This window comes from Streptomyces sp. NBC_00234 (assembly GCF_036195325.1).
Lineage (GTDB): Bacteria > Actinomycetota > Actinomycetes > Streptomycetales > Streptomycetaceae > Streptomyces.
Genome location: NZ_CP108101.1, coordinates 4,541,546 through 4,559,476, shown reverse-complemented (window position 1 = coordinate 4,559,476; position 17,931 = coordinate 4,541,546). Strand labels below are relative to the sequence as shown.

General features: G+C 71.3%; 17 protein-coding genes. 12 read left to right on the top strand and 5 right to left on the bottom strand.

What is annotated here, in order from left to right; genetic code table 11:
* Window positions 1-33: 33 nt before the first annotated feature.
* Together OG230_RS20115 and OG230_RS20110 are read left to right on the top strand one after the other, a co-directional pair.
* Entirely contained in the window at window positions 34-810 is a 777-nt protein-coding gene (locus tag OG230_RS20115) for a hypothetical protein (protein ID WP_328905105.1), read from the top strand.
* 132 nt (window positions 811-942) lie between these two features.
* Entirely contained in the window at window positions 943-2,586 is a 1,644-nt protein-coding gene (locus OG230_RS20110; RefSeq protein WP_328905104.1) for a DNA repair helicase XPB, read from the top strand.
* Window positions 2,587-2,636: 50 nt separating this feature from the next.
* Here the strand turns inward: OG230_RS20110 and OG230_RS20105 are convergent, their stop codons facing one another.
* Entirely contained in the window at window positions 2,637-2,825 is a 189-nt protein-coding gene (locus OG230_RS20105) for a hypothetical protein (protein WP_328905103.1), read from the bottom strand.
* A 340-nt stretch (window positions 2,826-3,165) separates the two neighbouring features.
* On the opposite strand from OG230_RS20105, the gene OG230_RS20100 reads away from it, so the two are divergent.
* Both OG230_RS20100 and OG230_RS20095 read left to right on the top strand, forming a co-directional pair.
* Window positions 3,166-5,262 carry a HelD family protein gene (locus tag OG230_RS20100; RefSeq protein WP_328905102.1) on the top strand — a complete coding sequence of 699 codons (2,097 nt, stop codon included), beginning with the start codon at window positions 3,166-3,168 and terminating at the stop codon, window positions 5,260-5,262.
* A 251-nt stretch (window positions 5,263-5,513) separates the two neighbouring features.
* Window positions 5,514-6,083 carry a hypothetical protein gene (locus OG230_RS20095; RefSeq protein WP_328905101.1) on the top strand — a complete coding sequence of 190 codons (570 nt, stop codon included), beginning with the start codon at window positions 5,514-5,516 and terminating at the stop codon, window positions 6,081-6,083.
* Between the two features lie 145 nt (window positions 6,084-6,228).
* Here OG230_RS20095 and OG230_RS20090 read toward each other — a convergent pair whose 3' ends face one another.
* Complete coding sequence (locus tag OG230_RS20090; RefSeq protein WP_328905100.1) at window positions 6,229-6,918, bottom strand: copper homeostasis protein CutC; 690 nt, start codon at window positions 6,916-6,918, stop codon at window positions 6,229-6,231.
* A gap of 244 nt (window positions 6,919-7,162) precedes the next feature.
* Here OG230_RS20090 and OG230_RS20085 point away from each other — a divergent pair, with 244 nt between their 5' ends.
* Window positions 7,163-9,436 (top strand): heavy metal translocating P-type ATPase, encoded by a 2,274-nt coding sequence (locus OG230_RS20085; protein ID WP_328905099.1) that lies wholly within the window; start codon window positions 7,163-7,165, stop codon window positions 9,434-9,436.
* 63 nt (window positions 9,437-9,499) lie between these two features.
* Here the strand turns inward: OG230_RS20085 and OG230_RS20080 are convergent, their stop codons facing one another.
* Window positions 9,500-10,249: a GbsR/MarR family transcriptional regulator gene (locus tag OG230_RS20080; RefSeq protein WP_328905098.1), complete on the bottom strand. Its 750-nt coding sequence runs from the start codon at window positions 10,247-10,249 to the stop codon at window positions 9,500-9,502.
* A 232-nt stretch (window positions 10,250-10,481) separates the two neighbouring features.
* On the opposite strand from OG230_RS20080, the gene OG230_RS20075 reads away from it, so the two are divergent.
* The 5 genes from OG230_RS20075 (at window position 10,482) to OG230_RS20055 (ending at window position 15,275) form a co-directional block, all read left to right on the top strand.
* Window positions 10,482-11,150: a DUF4097 family beta strand repeat-containing protein gene (locus OG230_RS20075; RefSeq protein ID WP_328905097.1), complete on the top strand. Its 669-nt coding sequence runs from the start codon at window positions 10,482-10,484 to the stop codon at window positions 11,148-11,150.
* A 76-nt stretch (window positions 11,151-11,226) separates the two neighbouring features.
* Window positions 11,227-12,186, top strand: a complete 960-nt coding sequence (locus tag OG230_RS20070) for an ATP-binding cassette domain-containing protein (RefSeq protein WP_328905096.1) — start codon at window positions 11,227-11,229, stop codon at window positions 12,184-12,186.
* A complete protein-coding gene (locus OG230_RS20065; RefSeq protein WP_328905095.1) occupies window positions 12,183-12,968 on the top strand; it encodes an ABC transporter permease in 786 nt (261 codons plus the stop codon). Before OG230_RS20070 ends, OG230_RS20065 begins: the two co-directional genes overlap by 4 nt.
* A 351-nt stretch (window positions 12,969-13,319) precedes the next feature.
* Complete coding sequence (locus tag OG230_RS20060; RefSeq protein ID WP_328905094.1) at window positions 13,320-13,961, top strand: HD domain-containing protein; 642 nt, start codon at window positions 13,320-13,322, stop codon at window positions 13,959-13,961.
* Window positions 13,962-14,030: 69 nt separating this feature from the next.
* Window positions 14,031-15,275, top strand: a complete 1,245-nt coding sequence (locus tag OG230_RS20055; protein ID WP_328911462.1) for a Cmx/CmrA family chloramphenicol efflux MFS transporter — start codon at window positions 14,031-14,033, stop codon at window positions 15,273-15,275.
* Here OG230_RS20055 and OG230_RS20050 read toward each other — a convergent pair.
* A complete protein-coding gene (locus OG230_RS20050) occupies window positions 15,226-15,498 on the bottom strand; it encodes a DUF4031 domain-containing protein (protein ID WP_328905093.1) in 273 nt (90 codons plus the stop codon). The genes OG230_RS20055 and OG230_RS20050 overlap by 50 nt on opposite strands.
* Window positions 15,495-15,863 carry a hypothetical protein gene (locus tag OG230_RS20045; RefSeq protein WP_328905092.1) on the bottom strand — a complete coding sequence of 123 codons (369 nt, stop codon included), beginning with the start codon at window positions 15,861-15,863 and terminating at the stop codon, window positions 15,495-15,497. The genes OG230_RS20050 and OG230_RS20045 overlap by 4 nt, the downstream gene beginning before the upstream one ends.
* A 75-nt stretch (window positions 15,864-15,938) precedes the next feature.
* Between OG230_RS20045 and OG230_RS20040 the strand changes: the two genes are divergently transcribed.
* Both OG230_RS20040 and murQ read left to right on the top strand, forming a co-directional pair.
* Complete coding sequence (locus OG230_RS20040) at window positions 15,939-16,856, top strand: MurR/RpiR family transcriptional regulator (protein ID WP_328905091.1); 918 nt, start codon at window positions 15,939-15,941, stop codon at window positions 16,854-16,856.
* Window positions 16,857-16,912: 56 nt separating this feature from the next.
* Complete coding sequence (gene murQ / locus OG230_RS20035; protein ID WP_328905090.1) at window positions 16,913-17,893, top strand: N-acetylmuramic acid 6-phosphate etherase; 981 nt, start codon at window positions 16,913-16,915, stop codon at window positions 17,891-17,893.
* The last annotated feature ends 38 nt before the right edge of the window (window positions 17,894-17,931 follow it).

Below are 17,931 nucleotides of genomic sequence, written 5' to 3'. Positions count from 1 at the left end.
GACGTTCTCGGCTTCCCGTGCGCAGAAAGAGACATGTTCCGTCCCTCCCTGCGTTCCGTGTTCCTCCTCGCCGTGCCCGTACTCGCGCTCCTCGTCCTGACGGCCTGGCAGGTGTACCGGCCGGCGGCGTCCGAGCAGCCCGCACAGCCGCGCCTCGGCCTCCCTTCCGAACCGCTCAAGGACACCCCGCTCCCGGGCAGGGGCGATCCGACGGCGCTGCTCTCGGCATGCGGGGTCGACGACTGGCCGCGGCCGGTGGCGCACGGCAAGGGCGAGAAGAGCCGTGACCCGCAGCTGGCGTTCGGCGGCTGGGGCTTCGTGGACCCCGGGCCCGACCAGCCGGGCAAGGCCCGCTTCACCGTCCACCTGGCCGTCCGCACCGATCAGCTGCCGCTGCTGCTGGCCGCGCCCCTCCGCGCCGGCAACGTCACCCTCGATGTCTTCGGCCCGCACGGCGAGGGCCGCCGCGCCTCGGCCCGGGGCCTCTCCGCCGTGGTGGTGGACGCGAGCTTCGAGGGGGCACCGGTCCGGCCCCCGAAGTCCGGCAGCTTCCGTGTCGCTCCCGGCAAGGAACTGCTCCTGGACGTGGATCTGCCGGCCGGTGCCGTGTGCCCCGGCTACACCCTGAACGACGTCGCCCGGTGCACGCCGGAGCTCTCCAACGACTCCTCCGACTGCCCCGTACTGACCCTCACCCTCACCGACCCGGCGATCCGCGACCACCGCGCCCTGGTGGCCGGCGAGCCCCCCGCGGGGATGAGCGACCGGCTCGTCGCGATCTCCCTGGAGCCGGAGGTCTCCCGGGCCTGAGCGGCCGGGCGCGACGGCTCGCGGCGGCCGGGGTACGGACGCCTCCGTCACACACCCGGCCTCAATCGCTCCGCATGCGGCACACTGGACGTTTGGCCGTTCCCAGCAGCAGAGCAGAAAGGGCCGAAGCGCGTGACCGGACCCCTCATCGTCCAGAGCGACAAGACGCTGCTCCTCGAAGTCGACCACGAGCTGGCTGACGCCTGCCGCCGTGTGATCGCCCCCTTCGCGGAGCTGGAGCGTGCGCCCGAGCACATCCACACCTACCGGGTGACCCCCCTCGGCCTGTGGAACGCCCGCGCCGCCGGGCACGACGCCGAGCAGGTCGTCGACGCCCTGGTGGAGTACTCCCGCTACCCCGTGCCGCACGCGCTCCTGGTCGACATCGCCGAGACGATGGCGCGGTACGGCCGCCTCACCCTCTCCAAGCACCCGGTGCACGGCCTGGTCCTGACCACCACCGACCGTCCCGTCCTGGAGGAGATCCTCCGGTCGAAGAAGGTCGCGCCGCTGGTCGGCGAGCGCATCGACCCGGACACCGTCGCGGTGCATCCCTCCGAGCGCGGGCAGATCAAGCAGACGCTGCTCAGGCTCGGCTGGCCCGCCGAGGACCTCGCGGGGTACGTCGACGGGGAGGCCCACCCCATCGAGCTGGCCGAGGACGGCTGGTCCCTGCGCCCGTACCAGAAGCAGGCCGTCGAAGGCTTCTGGCACGGCGGCTCCGGTGTCGTCGTCCTGCCCTGTGGTGCGGGAAAGACCCTGGTCGGGGCCGGTGCGATGGCGGAGGCCAAGGCGACCACGCTGATCCTGGTCACCAATACGGTCTCGGCCAGGCAGTGGAAGCACGAGCTGATCAAGCGCACCTCGCTGACCGAGGACGAGATCGGCGAGTACAGCGGTACGCGCAAGGAGATCCGGCCGGTCACCATCGCCACGTACCAGGTGTTGACGACCCGCCGTAAGGGCATCTACCCGCACCTGGAGCTGTTCGACTCCCGTGACTGGGGTCTGGTGATCTACGACGAGGTGCATCTGCTGCCCGCGCCCGTCTTCAAGTTCACCGCCGACCTCCAGGCGCGGCGCCGGCTCGGCCTCACGGCGACCCTCGTCCGGGAGGACGGCCGCGAGTCGGACGTCTTCTCGCTCATCGGACCCAAGCGGTTCGACGCGCCGTGGAAGGAGATCGAGGCGCAGGGGTACATCGCACCCGCCGACTGTGTCGAGGTACGGGTCAATCTGACGGACTCGGAGCGGCTGGCGTACGCGACGGCCGAGGCCGAGGAGAAGTACCGGTTCTGCGCCACGACGGCGACGAAGCGGAAGGTCACGGAGGCACTGGTCGCCAAGCACAAGGGCGAGCAGACCCTGGTGATCGGCCAGTACATCGACCAGCTCGACGAGCTGGGTGAGCACCTGAACGCCCCGGTGATCAAGGGCGAGACGAGCAACGCCCAGCGCGAGATCCTCTTCGAGGCGTTCCGTCAGGGCGAGATCAACGTCCTGGTCGTGTCGAAGGTCGCCAACTTCTCGATCGACCTGCCGGAAGCGACCGTCGCCATCCAGGTGTCGGGAACGTTCGGCTCGCGTCAGGAGGAGGCCCAGCGGCTCGGGCGCGTGCTGCGGCCGAAGGCCGACGGGCACGAGGCCCGGTTCTACTCGGTGGTGGCGCGCGACACGATCGACCAGGACTTCGCGGCGCACCGCCAGCGGTTCCTGGCCGAGCAGGGGTACGCGTACCGGATCATGGACGCGGACGAACTGCTCGCGGAGAGCTGAGCGGACAGCCGGGCGGCCGGCCCGCCGCGCGGGGCTCCGGCCCAGCGTGCTCAGCGCGGGCGGCGGACGCCGGCCTCTTCCGCGTACTCGCCGAGGACGGCCACCCGGAACCCGGTACGGACGAAGACGGTGACGGCACGGAACGCGTCGCCGACGCGGTGACCGGGGTGGCGGCCGGTGACCGCGGTCGCGCCGTGCGCGGGGCCTGTTCTGCGGGGGTTCAGATAAACGGTGCTCATGTATTCCATGGTGCTCCGCCCGGCCCGGCGAGGCGTCGGCCTGCGGGCTGAACCCCGCGGGGGCGGGGGTCCCCCTCGGGTCGCACGGCGTCCCCTACGGGGTGGAGCCGGTGCAAACCGTTCGCCCCGGCGGGCCGCGCTGGCTACAATCGCCGGTCTGCCCGCCTCCCGCACCGTGGTACCGGCCTCCGCCGGCAGCCGGGGGAGCGCCGCCGGCCGGACGGAAACCGGCCGACACCTTCGCATACATCCCTGAGCGGATCCGAGCGGATCGCGCCGCCTCCCTTCGTGGAGGAGAGCGCGGTCCGCCGTCCTGCGTTGAAAAGTCGGAGGCAACACCGTGCCCGCGCACGAAGCAGCAAGCGACCACCCCACCGAGCCTCTGGCCCCCCAGGACCCCCTGGCGCGCGAACGCGCCCACCTCGCCGAGTCCCGCGCCGCGCTGCGCGCCATGCGCGAGGACGTCCAGTCCCTCGACATCCGCGACGTCACCGCGAACTGGGTGAACTCCGTCGTCCTCCAGGCCCAGATCGACGACCGCATCAAGGCGCTCGCCGACCTCTCCCACACCCCGCTGTTCTTCGGACGCCTGGACTATCTGCACAAGGTCGGCGCGGAGCAGGCGGAGGGCGCCGAGGGCGAGCAGTTCTACATCGGACGGCGCCACGTCCACGACGCCGCCGGCGACCCGATGGTCATCGACTGGCGCGCGCCGGTGTCCCAGCCGTTCTACCGGGCGTCCAAGAAGGACCCGCAGGACGTCGGCCAGCGGCGCCGCTTCGGTTACACGGGCGGTGAGCTGACCGCGTACGAGGACGAGCACCTCAGCGACCCGGCCGAGGCGGCGCAGACCAGCAAGCTCCTCCAGGCGGAGATCGAGCGGCCCCGCGTGGGTCCGATGCGCGACATCGTGGCCACGATCCAGCCCGAGCAGGACGAGATCGTACGAAGCGGGCTCGGCGGGACGGTGTGCGTGCAGGGAGGACCCGGCACCGGCAAGACCGCCGTGGGCCTGCACCGTGTCGCCTACCTGCTGTACGCGCACCGCGAGCGGCTGGCCCGCACCGGGACCCTGGTGATCGGACCGAACCGTTCCTTCCTCCACTACATCGAGCAGGTGCTGCCCGCGCTGGGTGAGCTGGAGGTGAAGCAGGCGACCGTCGACGACCTGGTGACGGCGCAGGTCGAGGTCCGGGGCACGGACGAGGCAGCCGCCGCCGTGGTCAAGGGCGACGCCCGGATGGCGGAGATCCTGCGGCGGGCGATCCGTTCGCACGTGACGCTGCCGACGGAGCCGGTGATGGTGGTGCGCGGTTCGCGCCGCTGGCGGGTGCCCGCGTACGAACTCGAAGAGATCGTCAAGGAGTTGCTGGCCCGCGACATCCGCTACGGCGCCGCCCACGAGGCGCTCCCCCAGCGCATCGCGCACTGCGTCCTGACCCGGATGGAGGAGGCGGGCGAGGCACCCGACGACCGGGTGCAGAACGCGGTGGCCCGCAACCCCGCGGTGAAGGCGGCCGTGAAGGCGGCCTGGCCCGCGGTCGACCCGGCCAAGCTCGTGCTGCGGCTCCTCTCCGACCCGGACTTCCTGGCCGCGCACGCGGACGGCGTGCTCGGCGCGGACGAGCAGAAGACGATTCTCTGGTCCAAGCCGCCGCGCAGCGTGAAGTCCGCCAAGTGGTCGCTCGCGGACGCGGTGCTGATCGACGAGGCGGGCGACCTGGTGGCCCGCACGCACTCGCTGGGTCATGTCGTCATCGACGAGGCGCAGGACCTGTCGCCGATGCAGTACCGCGCGGTGGGCCGCCGCTGCTCGACCGGTTCGGCGACGGTGCTCGGCGACCTCGCGCAGGGCACGACGCCGTGGTCCACGGAGAGCTGGGAGCAGGCGCTCTTCCACCTGGGCAAGCCGGACGCGCTGGTCGAGGAGCTGACGGCGGGCTTCCGTGTGCCCCGCGAGGTGATCGCGTACGCCTCACGGCTGCTGCCCGCGATCTCACCGGGTCTGGCCCCGGTGGAGTCGGTGCGTGAGTCGCCGGGTTCGATGGCCGTACGGGAGGTGGCGGACCCGGCCGATCTGGACGCGGCGGTCCTCGCGGCCTGTGAGGAGTCGCTGGCCCACGAGGGCTCGATCGGCCTGATCGCCGCCGACGCCCGCATCCCGGCTCTCGCCGCGGCGCTGGAGGCGGCGGGTCATGTGCACCTCTCCCCCGGCGAGGAGACGACGGCGGAATCGCGCCTGACTCTGGTCCCGGCCTCGCTGGCGAAGGGCCTGGAGTACGACTACGTGGTACTGGACGACCCGGCGGCGGTGGTCGACGGGGAACCCGACGAACGCACCGGCCTGCGCCGCCTGTACGTGGCGCTGACCCGTGCGGTCTCGGGGCTCGTGGTGCTGCACGCGGCGCCGTTGCCGGCAGCACTGGGGCAGGCGTAGGCGTAGGTTGCGCCGGAGCGAAATCCGGCCAACTTCCGCTTCTGCAGCAGGAGTTGTGCGCGCACGCGCGGATGCACGAGCAGGATCACAGTGCAGTAAAATCCTTGATCGTCGATGCCGCCATATGCCGACAATCCGCCCCATCGGGGCCTTGTCGGATGCCCAACTGCCCTTAATCATCTATCTGGTTCGCGGCGGGGGGCTGCCCTGATCCGCAAGGTTCGATGCACAACAGGGGAAGGCGAAACCACATGAGCACTCTTCGCAAGGCAGGCGTGTTCGCCGCTGCCGTCACCGTCTGTGCCACCTCGCTCGTGGCGGCACCGCACGCCTTCGCGGGCGAGGGGAAGGCCGCGGCGCAGGTGTCCGCCGTCAAGCTGTCCCCGAGGGCCGACGCCGAAACGCGCGCCATCGCCAAGAGCCAGAGCGCGGCGGTGGTGGCCGCGGCCAACATCTGCGGTTCCACGTACGAGCTCGACGACGCCAAGCCGCTGCCCAACTCGACGACGCGTCACGGCACGCTGTTCTTCTACAGCAACGCCGGTGCCACGAGCGCCTGCGCCATCCTGGACAACAACACGCCGGGCAGCGCCAATTACATGGACCTGCGGATCTGGGCGGGCGACAACACGGGCGGCGCCGACATCGACAAGGGCTCCTTCTCCGAGTACGCGGGCCCGGTCTACAGCAGCACCGCCGCCGCCGGGGGCCGTTGCGTCGGCCTGTCCGCGCTGATGAAGAACGAGGCCGGCACCTCGAACCTGATCAACTGGAAGGGCGGCTACATCTTCAGCGCTTCCGACGGTTCCGAGTGCCTCTGACACCCTGACCCGACCCTGACGCCCTGACGCCCTGCCAGGCGGACGGACGGACGGGCGCGCGGTCCGGCACATGCGTGACAAAGCCCCTGGCGGGCGGATTCCCTCACCGGGAACCCGCCCGCCAGGGGCTCTTCACGTCCTGCGCTCAGCCGTCCAGGGCCGCCCGCCACTCCCGTACCGCCGCCGCGTCCACCGGCGCCGACCAGCCGCCGGGGCGGGCCGCTCCACCGATGTGGACGGCCTCGATGCCGCCGGCGAGGAGCCGGGGGAGGTGATCCAGGCGGAGGCCGCCGCCCACCAGGATCTGGGGCTCGTAGCCCGGCGAGCCCGAGCGGGCCGCCTCCGCCAGGAGGGTCGGGATGCCCTCGTCGACGCCGCCCGCCGCGCCCGCCGTGAGGTAGGTGTCCAGGCCGGGCAGGTCGGCGAGGGCCTTGCGCAGGCCGTCGCGGTCGACGGAGCGGTCGATCGCCCGGTGGAAGGTCCACCGGCAGCCGTCCAGCTCGGCGACGATCCGTTCGACGGCGACCAGGTCGGGGTGCCCCTCCTCGTCGAGGAAGCCGAGGACGAACTCCTCGGCGCCCTCGGCCCGCATCTCGTGCGCCTTCTCCACCAGTACGTCGATGTCCCCGGCCGCGAACCCGTCCGCGACCCTGAGCATGACGCGCAGCGGAATGTCCACGGCGGCCCGGATCTCCGCGAAGGTCTCACGGGACGGCGTCAGGCCGTCCGCGGCCATGTCGGTGACCAGTTCGAGGCGGTCCGCACCACCCGCCTGGGCAGCGACCGCGTCCTGCGCGTCGAGGGCGATCACCTCCAGGACTGCACGGTTGCTCATGGGTCCCCATTCCTCCAGATAACAGCTATAGGTCTAGTCCAATGGCCAGCCTACGGGTCGCACGACGGAAGGTGCGGCTCCCCATGTAAACGCGCGGGGGAGGTGATGTGCGAGCCACACGGCCGCCCCGTGGATCATCCCTTGCGTTTCATAGGGGTGGGGGGTATACATAAGAGGAGCGGATACCCCCAGGGGGTATCCAATCGGTATCTGAGACAGGTACCAGACGCCAGGGAGGAACCCCGTGTCCGCGCAGACCGCCACACCCGACGCCGCAACCGGCACCGCTGCCGAGGTCGAGCTCGCCATCGGCGGCATGACCTGCGCCTCGTGCGCGGCCCGGATCGAGAAGAAGCTGAACCGGATGGACGGGGTCGAGGCCACCGTCAACTACGCCACCGAGAAGGCCAAGGTCAGCTACCGGGGCGCGGACGTCTCCGTGCAGGACCTGATCGCCACCGTCGAGGCCACCGGGTACACCGCGCAGGAACCCGCTCCCCCGGTACGCGCCGGGGAGGGCGCCCCGCAGGAGACGGAGGCCGACGAGCTCCGTCCGCTGCGGCAGCGGCTGCTGACCGCCGTCGCGCTCGCCGTGCCCGTCATCGCGATGGCGATGATCCCCGCGCTCCAGTTCGACTACTGGCAGTGGCTCTCGCTGACCCTCACCGCCCCCGTCGTCACCTACGCCGCCTGGCCCTTCCACCGCGCCGCCTGGACCAACGCCAAGCACGGCGCCGCGACGATGGACACGCTGATCTCGGTCGGCACCTCGGCCGCGTTCCTCTGGTCGGTGTGGGCGCTCTTCTTCGGCACCGCCGGCATGGTCGGCATGACGCACCCCTTCGAGCTGACCATCGGCCGCAGCGACGGGGCAGGGAACATCTACCTCGAAGCCGCCGCCGGGGTCACCGCGTTCATCCTGGCCGGGCGCTACTTCGAGGCCCGCTCCAAGCGGAAGGCGGGGGCCGCGCTCAAGGCGCTCCTGGAGCTCGGCGCGAAGGAGGTCACCGTCCTGCGCGACGGCGGCGAGGTCACCGTCGCGACCGCCGACCTCCGGGTCGGGGACCGCTTCCTGGTCCGCCCCGGCGAGAAGATCGCCACCGACGGCACCGTCGTCGAGGGCTCGTCGGCGGTCGACGCCTCGATGCTCACCGGCGAGTCCGTCCCCGTCGAGGTCGGTACCGGGGACTCCGTCACCGGGGCCACCCTCAACGCGGGCGGCCGGCTCGTCGTCGAGGCCACCCGGGTCGGCGCCGACACCCAGCTCGCCCGGATGGCCAAGCTCGTCGAGGACGCCCAGAACGGCAAGGCGGCGGCCCAGCGCCTCGCCGACCGGATCTCCGCGGTCTTCGTCCCCGTCGTGATCGCCCTCGCCCTGGGCACGCTCGGCTTCTGGCTCGGCAACGGCGCGGGCCTCACCGCCGCGTTCACCGCCGCGGTCGCCGTCCTGATCATCGCCTGCCCCTGCGCCCTCGGCCTCGCCACACCCACCGCGCTCATGGTCGGCACCGGACGCGGAGCCCAGCTCGGCATCCTCATCAAGGGCCCCGAAGTCCTCGAAACCACCCGCCGCGTCGACACGATCGTCCTCGACAAGACCGGCACCGTCACCACCGGCCGCATGACCCTGCTGGGCGTCCACACCACCGACGGCACCACCGAAACGGACGTCCTGCGCATCGCCGGAGCCCTGGAGCACTCCTCCGAACACCCCATCGCCCAGGCCGTCGCCGCAGGCGCCGCCGCGCAGGTCGGCACCCTCCCCACCCCCGAGGACTTCGCCAACATCGCGGGCCTCGGCGTCCAGGGAATCGTCGAGGGCCACGCCGTCCTCGTCGGCCGTGAGCAGTTGCTCGCCGAGTGGGAGATCCACCTGCCGGCGGAACTGGCCCGCAGGAAGGCCGAGGCGGAGGCCGCGGGCCGTACGGCCATCGCCGTCGCCTGGGACGGCGAGGCACGGGCGGTCCTCGAAGTCGCCGACGCGGTGAAGGACACCAGCGCGGAGGCGATCCGCCGGCTGCGGGACCTGGGGCTGACCCCGATCCTGCTCACCGGCGACAACAGGGCCGTGGCGGAGGCGGTCGCGGCCGAGGTCGGGATCGACGAGGTGTACGCGGAGGTCATGCCCGAGGACAAGGTCGACGTGGTCAAGCGCCTCCAGGCGGAGGGCCGTTCGGTCGCCATGGTCGGCGACGGGGTCAACGACGCCGCCGCCCTCGCCCAGGCCGATCTGGGTCTGGCGATGGGCACGGGCACGGACGCCGCGATCGAGGCCGGTGACCTGACCCTCGTACGCGGAGACCTGCGGGCCGCGGCGGACGCCATCCGGCTGTCGCGCCGGACGCTCGGCACGATCCGTACGAACCTGTTCTGGGCCTTCGCCTACAACGTGGGCGCTCTGCCGCTCGCCGCCGCCGGACTCCTCAACCCGATGATCGCGGGGGCCGCGATGGCGTTCTCCTCGGTCTTCGTGGTCGGCAACTCCCTGCGCCTGCGGGGGTTCAAGGCCGGGGCATAGAAGGCGCGTTCGTCGAACGGCGGTGGGGCTGCACGGCGGCCCCGCCGCCGTTCGGCGTTCGCGCTAGGGAGTGTCCGAGGCCGTGCCGTCCGAGGTCGTTTCGGGCTTCGTGTGGAGGATGTCGCGGGCCTGGTTCGCGGCGCGGGAGATGCTCTCGCTGACGAAGTCGAGGAAGCGGGCGATGTTCTCCATGCGGGTGCCGGCCGGAGTGCCGGGGCCCAGGACGCCGGCCCCCTCCCGTGTGGTCTCGACGAGATGCGCCGTGGCCCGGGCACTGACCATCATCGACTGGTACCAGACGTCGGCGTCGATGACATAGCGCTCGCGGCGGCCCTCGTCGGGCTGCCGGCGGATCATCCCCTGGTCGTCGAGGAACGTGATCGCCTTGGAGACGGACGCCGGGCTGACCTGGAGCCGCTGGACGAGTTCGGCCGCGGTGAGGCTGCCCGCGTCGGTGATGAAGAGACAGGCCATGACCCGGGCCATCATCTTGGGCATGCCCGTCTGGACGAGGACGGTGGTGAGCACCTCCTCGTACGCGCGCACGGCCTCGGCGTCGCGCCCGTGGGCCTGCGGGGGCGCCTCCGACCCCCGGGGCGCGGCGGTCTGACCGCGCCGGTGGGCACGGTGTTCGGTGGCGCGGTGGGCCAGGTCCGCGCGGTAGCCGCCGGCGCCGCCGTTACGCATCACCTCCCGCGTGACCGTCGACGTCGGACGGTCGAGGCGTCGGGCGATCTCCGCGTAGGCGAGGCCGTCGGCCAGCCCCGACGCGATCTGCTGACGTTCCTGCGGGGTGAGCCTGCCGCCTGGCATCGCGCTCTCCTTCGTACTCCTCGGGTGCCGTCACCCTAGCGTTCACTTCCATTCCATTGCAACGAAAGGACGGCCATCGTTGCATTAAGCTCGAAAACCATTGCAACAATTTCCCTTCTTTCACCTGCGGTTATGGGGAGTTGGGCCAACAAGACTGTTGCCGGACTCGTGAACGCAACGTAGCTTTTCCTTCATCGGAAACACCGAACCGAACGAACCGATGGAGAGCAAAATGTCGAACTTCCCCACCACCGCCCCGATCACCGCCGTCCTGGACATCCCGGCCGGACACATCCGCCTCATCGCCACCGACCGCACCGACACCGCCGTCGAGGTTCTTCCCGCGGACGCCTCGAACAGCCGCGACGTGAAGGCCGCCGAGCAGACCACGGTCGAATACGGCGACGGCGTCCTGCGGATCGAGACCGCCCCGGCGAAGAACCGGATCCTCGGCACGTCCGGCTCCGTCGAGGTGACCGTCCAACTGCCCGCCGGCTCCCGCGTCGAGGCGAAGGCGGCGAGCGCCGAACTCCGGGGCGTCGGACGGCTCGGCGACGTCGCCTTCGAGGGTGCGCAGGGCTCGGTCAAGCTCGACGAGACCGCGAGTGCCCGCCTCACCCTCCAGGCCGGTGACATCTCGGTCGGCCGCCTGGGCGGCCCCGCCGAGATCAGCACGCTGAAGGGCGACCTCCACATCACCGAGGCCGTGGACGGCACGGTCACGCTGCGCACGGAGTCCGGCGACATCACGGTCGGCGCCGCCCGCGGCGTCTCCGCCTCCCTGGACGCCGGCACCACCTACGGCCGGCTGCACAACGCCCTGAAGAACACCGACGGCGCCGCCGCCCTGAACATCCACGCGACCACCGCCCACGGCGACATCACCGCCCGCAGCCTCTGACCCCGCAGCCTCCGACTCCGCAACCTCCGAACGCGCGCAGCCCCTGAACTCCCCACCTCTACAAGGAGAACCCTCCATGACCGGCTTGGCCATCGCGGCGAACGGGCTGCGTAAGACCTACGGCGACAAGACCGTCCTCGACTCCATCGATCTGACCGTCCCCGAAGGAACGGTCTTCGCGCTGCTCGGTCCGAACGGCGCCGGCAAGACCACCGCCGTCAACATCCTCTCCACCCTCGTCTCCCCCGACCCCGGTTCCGGCACCCTCCACATCGGCGGCCACGACCTGTCCACCGACCCGCAGGCCATCCGCGCCTCCATCGGCGTCACCGGTCAGTTCTCCGCGGTCGACGGGCTGATCACCGGCGAGGAGAACATGCTCCTCATGGCGGACCTGCACCACTTGTCCAAGAGCGAGGGACAGCGGGTCGCCGCCGAACTGCTGGAACGCTTCGACCTGGTGGAGGCAGCCAAGAAGCCCGCCTCCACCTACTCCGGCGGCATGAAGCGCCGCCTCGACATCGCCATGACCCTGGTCGGCAACCCGCGGATCATCTTCCTCGACGAACCGACCACCGGACTCGACCCACGCTCCCGCCACACCATGTGGGGCATCATCCGCGAGCTGGTCACGGGCGGCGTCACCGTCTTCCTCACCACCCAGTACCTCGAAGAGGCGGACGAACTCGCCGACCGCATCGCCGTGCTCCACCACGGAAAGATCGCCGCGGAGGGAAGCGCCGAGGAACTGAAGCGCATCGTCCCCGGCGGCCACGTGCGCCTCCGCTTCACCGACCCGGCCGCCTACCAGTCGGCCGCTACCGCCCTGAACGAGGCCACCCGGGACGACGAGGCACTGGCCCTGCAGATCCTCAGCGACGGCAGCCAGCGCGAACTGCGCGCTCTCCTCGACCAGTTGGACTCCGCCGGCATCGAGGCCGACGAACTGACCGTGCACACCCCCGACCTCGACGACGTGTTCTTCGCCCTCACCGCCACCGACATCCCCGCCCAGCCGAAGGAGACCGTCCGATGAGCTCTCTCGCCCTCGCCGTCCGCGACTCGTCCACGATGCTCCGCCGCAACCTCCTGCACGCCCGGCGCTACCCGTCCCTCACCCTGAACCTCCTGCTTACGCCGATCATGATGCTGCTGCTCTTCGTCTACATCTTCGGCGACGTCATGAGCGCCGGGATCGGCGGCGCGGACCGCTCCGACTACATCGCCTACATCGTTCCCGGCATCCTGATGATGACCATCGGCAGCACCGTCATCGGAGCCGCGGTATCGGTCTCGACCGACATGAGCGAGGGCATCATCGCCCGCTTCCGCACCATGGCCATCCACCGCGGCTCCGTGATCATCGGGCACGTCGTCGGCAGCGTGATGCAGGTCCTCGCCAGCCTGGTCCTCGTCGGCGCCGTCGCCGTCGCCATCGGCTTCCGCTCCACGGACGCCACCGCCCTGGAATGGCTCGCCGCCTTCGGACTGCTCGCCCTGTTCGCCCTGGCACTCACCTGGATCGCCGTCGGCATGGGAATGGCCAGCCCGAACGCGGAGGCGGCCAGCAACATGGCGATGCCGCTGATCCTCCTCCCGCTCATCTCCAGCGCCTTCATCCCGGCCGACACGATGCCCGGCTGGTTCCAGCCGATCGCGGAGTACCAGCCCTTCACCCCCGCCATCGAGACCCTCCGCGGCCTCCTCCTCGGCACCGAGATCGGCCACAACGGCTGGCTCGCCGTGGCCTGGTGCCTGGCGCTCTCCGCCCTCGGCTACTACTGGTCCAAGGCACAGTTCAACCGCGACCCGAAGTAAGCAGGCGTACCGCCTGCTCGTCCCGCCCGAGGGCGGCGTACCCCGACACCGCGTCGGTTGTACGCCGCCCCGACGGCGTTCAACCCCGATGTGCGTGCCGGACCCCGCGAGCCCGGCATGACCCGAACGACAGGCCCTAGGGTCTTTCGTTTGGATCAGGCCGGATCAGGGAGCGGGGTCTGGCGTGGGCAGCTGCAAGGCGGAGGAGGGAGTCGACGCGGAGCGTCGGCGACCGACGACAACGCCGGAGGGGGCCCCTCCCTGCTCGAGCGAAGCCGAGAGCTCGGGGGAGCGCGCGCCAGGGCACGCGAGCCCGGCATGATCCGAACGAGAGGCCCTAGGGTCGTCCCCATGACCAACAGCCTCCGTACCCGCTGGCACGCGGCCCTCGTAGCCGTCCGGGGCGGCGCCGAGGGTCCCGACCCGCTGCCGTACGCCGACAACCTCCTGGCGCGCTGGGCCGAACCCCAGCGGCGCTACCACACCACCGCCCACCTGGCCGCGGTCCTGGACCGCGTCGACACGCTCGCGGACCATGCGGCGGCCCCGGACGTGGTGCGGCTCGCCGTCTGGTTCCACGACGCCGTCTACCGCCCCGACCGCTCCGAGAACGAGGAGCGCAGCGCCGTGCTCGCCGAGCGCGCCCTGCCCGAGGCCGGTGTCCCCGCCGGCGTCACGGCGGAGGTGGCCCGCCTGGTGCGCCTCACGGTCACCCACGATCCGGCGGACGGGGACACCGACGGCGAGGTGCTGTGCGACGCGGATCTGGCGATCCTGGCGTCCGCCCCGAAGGAGTACGCGGAGTACGCGGCGCAGGTGCGCGAGGAGTACGCGTTCGTCCCCGACGAGGCGTTCCGGGAGGGCCGCGCGGCGGTGCTGCGGCAGCTCCTGGGGCTGCCGCGGCTGTTCCGTACGCCGTACGGGATCGCGGAGTGGGAGCCCCGGGCGCGGCAGAACCTCACGACCGAGCTGGAGCTGCTCACGGGAATGTGAGCGACGAAATGCGTGTTGCTGACTGTCATGCCCGACTCCGCCTCCAGCCGTCCCCGTGCCCGCGCCCGTATGCCCCTGGCCGTATACATCCTGGGTCTCTCGGTCTTCGCCCTCGGTACCAGCGAGTTCATGCTGTCCGGACTCCTGCCACCGATCGCCGAGGACATGGACGTGTCCATTCCGCAGGCGGGGCTTCTCATATCGGCCTTCGCGATCGGCATGGTGGTCGGCGCTCCGCTGCTCGCCGTGGCCACGCTCAGGCTGCCGAGACGCACGACGCTGATCGCCCTGATCTCGGTCTTCGGTCTCGGGCAGATCGCGGGTGCGCTGGCTCCGTCGTACGAGGTGCTCTTCGTTTCGCGGGTGGTCAGCGCTTTCGCGTGTGCGGGCTTCTGGGCCGTCGGTGCGGCGGTCGCCATCGCGATGGTGCCGGTGAACGCGCGGGCCCGGGCGATGGCCGTGATGATCGGCGGGCTGTCGATCGCCAATGTGCTGGGCGTGCCGCTGGGCGCCTTCCTCGGTGAGCACCTGGGCTGGCGTTCGGCGTTCTGGGCGGTGGGCGCGGCGTCCGCGGTGGCGCTGGTCGGAGTGGCGACGCTCATCCCCCGTATCCCGCTCCCGGACGAGAAGCCGCAGCTCAAGCGGGAGATGTCGATCTACCGGGACCGGCAGGTCTGGCTCTCGGTCGTGATCACGGCGCTCGCGGCGGGGGGTGTCTTCTGCGCGTTCAGCTATCTGGCGCCGCTGCTGACTGATGTGGCGGGGCTGGACTCGGGCTGGGTGCCGTGGGTGCTGGGGCTCTTCGGCGTCGGCGCGCTGATCGGTACGACGATCGGCGGCCGGGTCGCGGACGCGCACCTTTTCGGGGTGCTGCTGAGCGGTATCACGGCCTCCACGGTCTTCCTGGCGGCGCTGGCCCTGTTCGCGTCCAGCCAGATCGCCGTAGTGGCGCTCGCCTTCCTGCTGGGCCTCTCGGCGTTCTTCACGGCGCCCGCGCTCAACGCCCGCATGTTCAACGTGGCGGGCGCGGCCCCGACCCTGGCGGGCGCGACGACGACGGCCGCGTTCAACCTGGGCAACACGAGCGGCCCGTGGCTCGGCGGCACGGTGATCGACGCGGACTTCGGTTTCGCGGCGACGGCGTGGGCGGGTGCCGCGATGACGGTGCTGGCCCTGGTGGCCGTCGTGTTCTCGCTCCGGCTGCACCGCCGCTCGGCCACCCCGTCCCGGCTGGTCGCCTCGGCGAAGGCCGCGAGCGGCCCCGCTATCCCGGCGCCGGCCGTCCCTTCGGTCTCCGCAGACCAGCGGCGGTGAGCCGGCGCACGATCTCCTTCGAGCCGACCTCCCGCGCCCCGGCACGCACCGCGTCGGCGTAGCGCGCGGCCGGCACGTCGTAGTGGTCGCGTTCGAAGGCGCGCGGCGGGCAGCCGATCGAGGCCGCGAAGGCGTGCAGTTCGTCGAACGAGACATCGCTGACCAGATGCGACCAGAGCATCCCGTGCCCCGGCCAGTCCGGCGGGTCGATGTAGAGCGTCAACGCCGCAGCACCCCGCTCAGCCCGCCCACCGCGGCCACCTGGACGGTCGCCTTCGTGCAGACCCAGTGCGGGTCGGGGCCGAGCTCGGGCTCGACGTCCAGTGCGTGCGGGCCCTCCTCGACGCACACCGGGCACAGGGGCCAGCGCCCGTACTTCTCCAGCAGGGCGTCCTGCACGTCCTGGGCGATCAGACCGACGACGAAGTCCGCGCCCTCGGGCCACTGCTCGACCCACCAGCGCCGGTGCGTCACGGCGTCCTCGACCAGCGAGACGATCTCGGCCTCGGCGACGTCACCTGCGACAAGATCGGCCATGACCAGGGCCCGGGCCGTGTGCAGTGCCTGTTCCAAGGGGTTCATCTCCATGCAGCCATTGTCCCCCGAAGGAAGGGGGCGAAAAGGGGGGTTGACGGACCACACCTTTGAAAATATCTTTCAAAGGTGACCAATGACGTGAAGGAAAGTTTCAAGGGCGATTCGCCGCCCGCCCCTGCCGCTCTGGCGGCCAAGGTCCGGACCCTCGCCCCGTCCATGACCCGCTCCATGCAGCGGGTAGCCGAAGCCGTCGCGGGGGACCCTGCCGGGTGCGCCGCCCTCACCGTCACCGGTCTCGCCGAGCTCACCGGCACCAGCGAGGCCACCGTGGTCCGCACCGCCCGTCTCCTCGGCTACCCCGGCTACCGTGACCTCCGTCTCGCGCTCGCCGGTCTCGCCGCCCACCAGCTGTCCGGCCGGGCACCCGCCGTCACCGCCGACATCACGGTCGACGACCCGATCGCCGACGTCGTCGCCAAGCTCGCCTACGACGAACAGCAGACCCTCGCCGACACCGCCGCCGGACTCGACACCGTGCAGCTCGGCGCCGCCGTGGCCGCCGCGTCGACCGCCCGCCGCATCGACATCTACGGCGCGGGCGCCTCCTCCCTCGTCGGCCAGGACCTGGCGCAGAAGCTGCTCCGCATCGGCCTGATCGCCCACGCCCACACGGACCCGCACCTCGCCGTCACCAACGCCGTGCAGCTCCGCTCCGGCGACGTGGCCATCGCGATCACCCACTCCGGCTCCACCGGTGACGTCATCGAGCCGCTCCGGGTCGCCTTCGACCACGGCGCGACGACCGTCGCGATCACCGGCCGCCCCGACGGCCCGGTCTCGCAGTACGCGGACCACCTCCTGACCACGTCCACGGCCCGCGAGAGCGAGCTCCGTCCGGCCGCCATGTCGAGCCGGACGAGCCAGCTCCTCGTCGTGGACTGCCTGTTCATAGGCATCGCGCAGCGCACGTACGAGACGGCCGCCCCGGCCCTCGCCGCTTCGTACGAGGCGCTCGCCCACCGCCACAACCCGCGCACGCGCTGACCACGCACCCGCTGAACCGCTGAACGCACGAGTTCGAGAAAGCAGAGCCGCTCTCCATGACCTCATCCACTGACACCGACACCGCCACGGGCGCCGGAGCAACCACCCCCGACGGATACGGGGAGCTGCGCGCCGAACTCGCCACGCTCACGACCGAGGCGTTCCGCCCGGAGCTCGCCGAGATCGACCGCCTGGACACCGAGGAGATCGCGCGGATCATGAACGGCGAGGACAGCACCGTCCCCGCCGCCGTCGCCGACAAGCTGCCGCAGATCGCCGCCGCGATCGACGCCACCGCCGAGCGCATGGCGCGCGGCGGCCGGCTGATCTACGCGGGCGCCGGCACCGCGGGCCGCCTCGGCGTCCTCGACGCCAGCGAGTGCCCGCCCACCTTCAACACCGACCCGTCCGAGGTCGTCGGCCTCATCGCGGGCGGTCCGACCGCCATGGTCAAGGCGGTGGAGGGCGCCGAGGACAGCAAGGAGCTGGCCGCCGAGGACCTCGACGCACTCGGCCTCACGGCGGACGACACCGTGGTCGGCATCTCCGCCTCCGGCCGCACGCCGTACGCGATCGGTGCCGTCGAGCACGCCCGCACCCGGGGCGCGCTGACCATCGGCCTGTCCTGCAACGCGGACTCGGCACTCGCCGCAGCCGCCGAGCACGGCCTCGAAGTCGTCGTCGGCCCGGAGCTGCTCACCGGCTCCACCCGCCTCAAGGCCGGTACGGCGCAGAAGCTCGTCCTCAACATGATCTCGACGATCACGATGATCCGGCTCGGCAAGACGTACGGGAATCTGATGGTCGACGTCCGCGCCTCCAACGAGAAGCTGCGGGCCCGCTCGCGCCGCATCGTCTCGCTGGCCACCGGCGCCTCCGACCAGGAGATCGAGGCGGCGCTCGCCGCCACCGACGGCGAGGTGAAGGACGCGATCCTGACCATCCTCGGCCAGGTCGACGGCCCCACCGCCGCCACCCTCCTCAGCGAGTCGGACGGCCACCTCCGCGCCGCCCTCGCCGCCGTACGCACCACCTGACCCACCGCACCACGCCCGCACCCCCCGCACAGCAAGGC

What these genes read in the sequence shown, in the direction of transcription:
- OG230_RS20115 (WP_328905105.1), top strand. Translation starts at nt 34, where the DNA reads ATGTTCCGTCCCTCCCTGCGTTCCGTGTTCCTCCTCGCCGTGCCCGTA.
- OG230_RS20105 (WP_328905103.1), bottom strand. Translation starts at nt 2,825, where the DNA reads ATGAGCACCGTTTATCTGAACCCCCGCAGAACAGGCCCCGCGCACGGC.
- OG230_RS20090 (WP_328905100.1), bottom strand. Translation starts at nt 6,918, where the DNA reads ATGAGCAACCGTGCAGTCCTGGAGGTGATCGCCCTCGACGCGCAGGAC.
- OG230_RS20055 (WP_328911462.1), top strand. Translation starts at nt 14,031, where the DNA reads ATGCCCCTGGCCGTATACATCCTGGGTCTCTCGGTCTTCGCCCTCGGT.
- OG230_RS20075 (WP_328905097.1), top strand. Translation starts at nt 10,482, where the DNA reads ATGTCGAACTTCCCCACCACCGCCCCGATCACCGCCGTCCTGGACATC.
- OG230_RS20045 (WP_328905092.1), bottom strand. Translation starts at nt 15,863, where the DNA reads ATGGAGATGAACCCCTTGGAACAGGCACTGCACACGGCCCGGGCCCTG.
- OG230_RS20065 (WP_328905095.1), top strand. Translation starts at nt 12,183, where the DNA reads ATGAGCTCTCTCGCCCTCGCCGTCCGCGACTCGTCCACGATGCTCCGC.
- OG230_RS20060 (WP_328905094.1), top strand. Translation starts at nt 13,320, where the DNA reads ATGACCAACAGCCTCCGTACCCGCTGGCACGCGGCCCTCGTAGCCGTC.
- murQ (WP_328905090.1), top strand. Translation starts at nt 16,913, where the DNA reads ATGACCTCATCCACTGACACCGACACCGCCACGGGCGCCGGAGCAACC.
- OG230_RS20080 (WP_328905098.1), bottom strand. Translation starts at nt 10,249, where the DNA reads ATGCCAGGCGGCAGGCTCACCCCGCAGGAACGTCAGCAGATCGCGTCG.
- OG230_RS20095 (WP_328905101.1), top strand. Translation starts at nt 5,514, where the DNA reads ATGAGCACTCTTCGCAAGGCAGGCGTGTTCGCCGCTGCCGTCACCGTC.
- OG230_RS20070 (WP_328905096.1), top strand. Translation starts at nt 11,227, where the DNA reads ATGACCGGCTTGGCCATCGCGGCGAACGGGCTGCGTAAGACCTACGGC.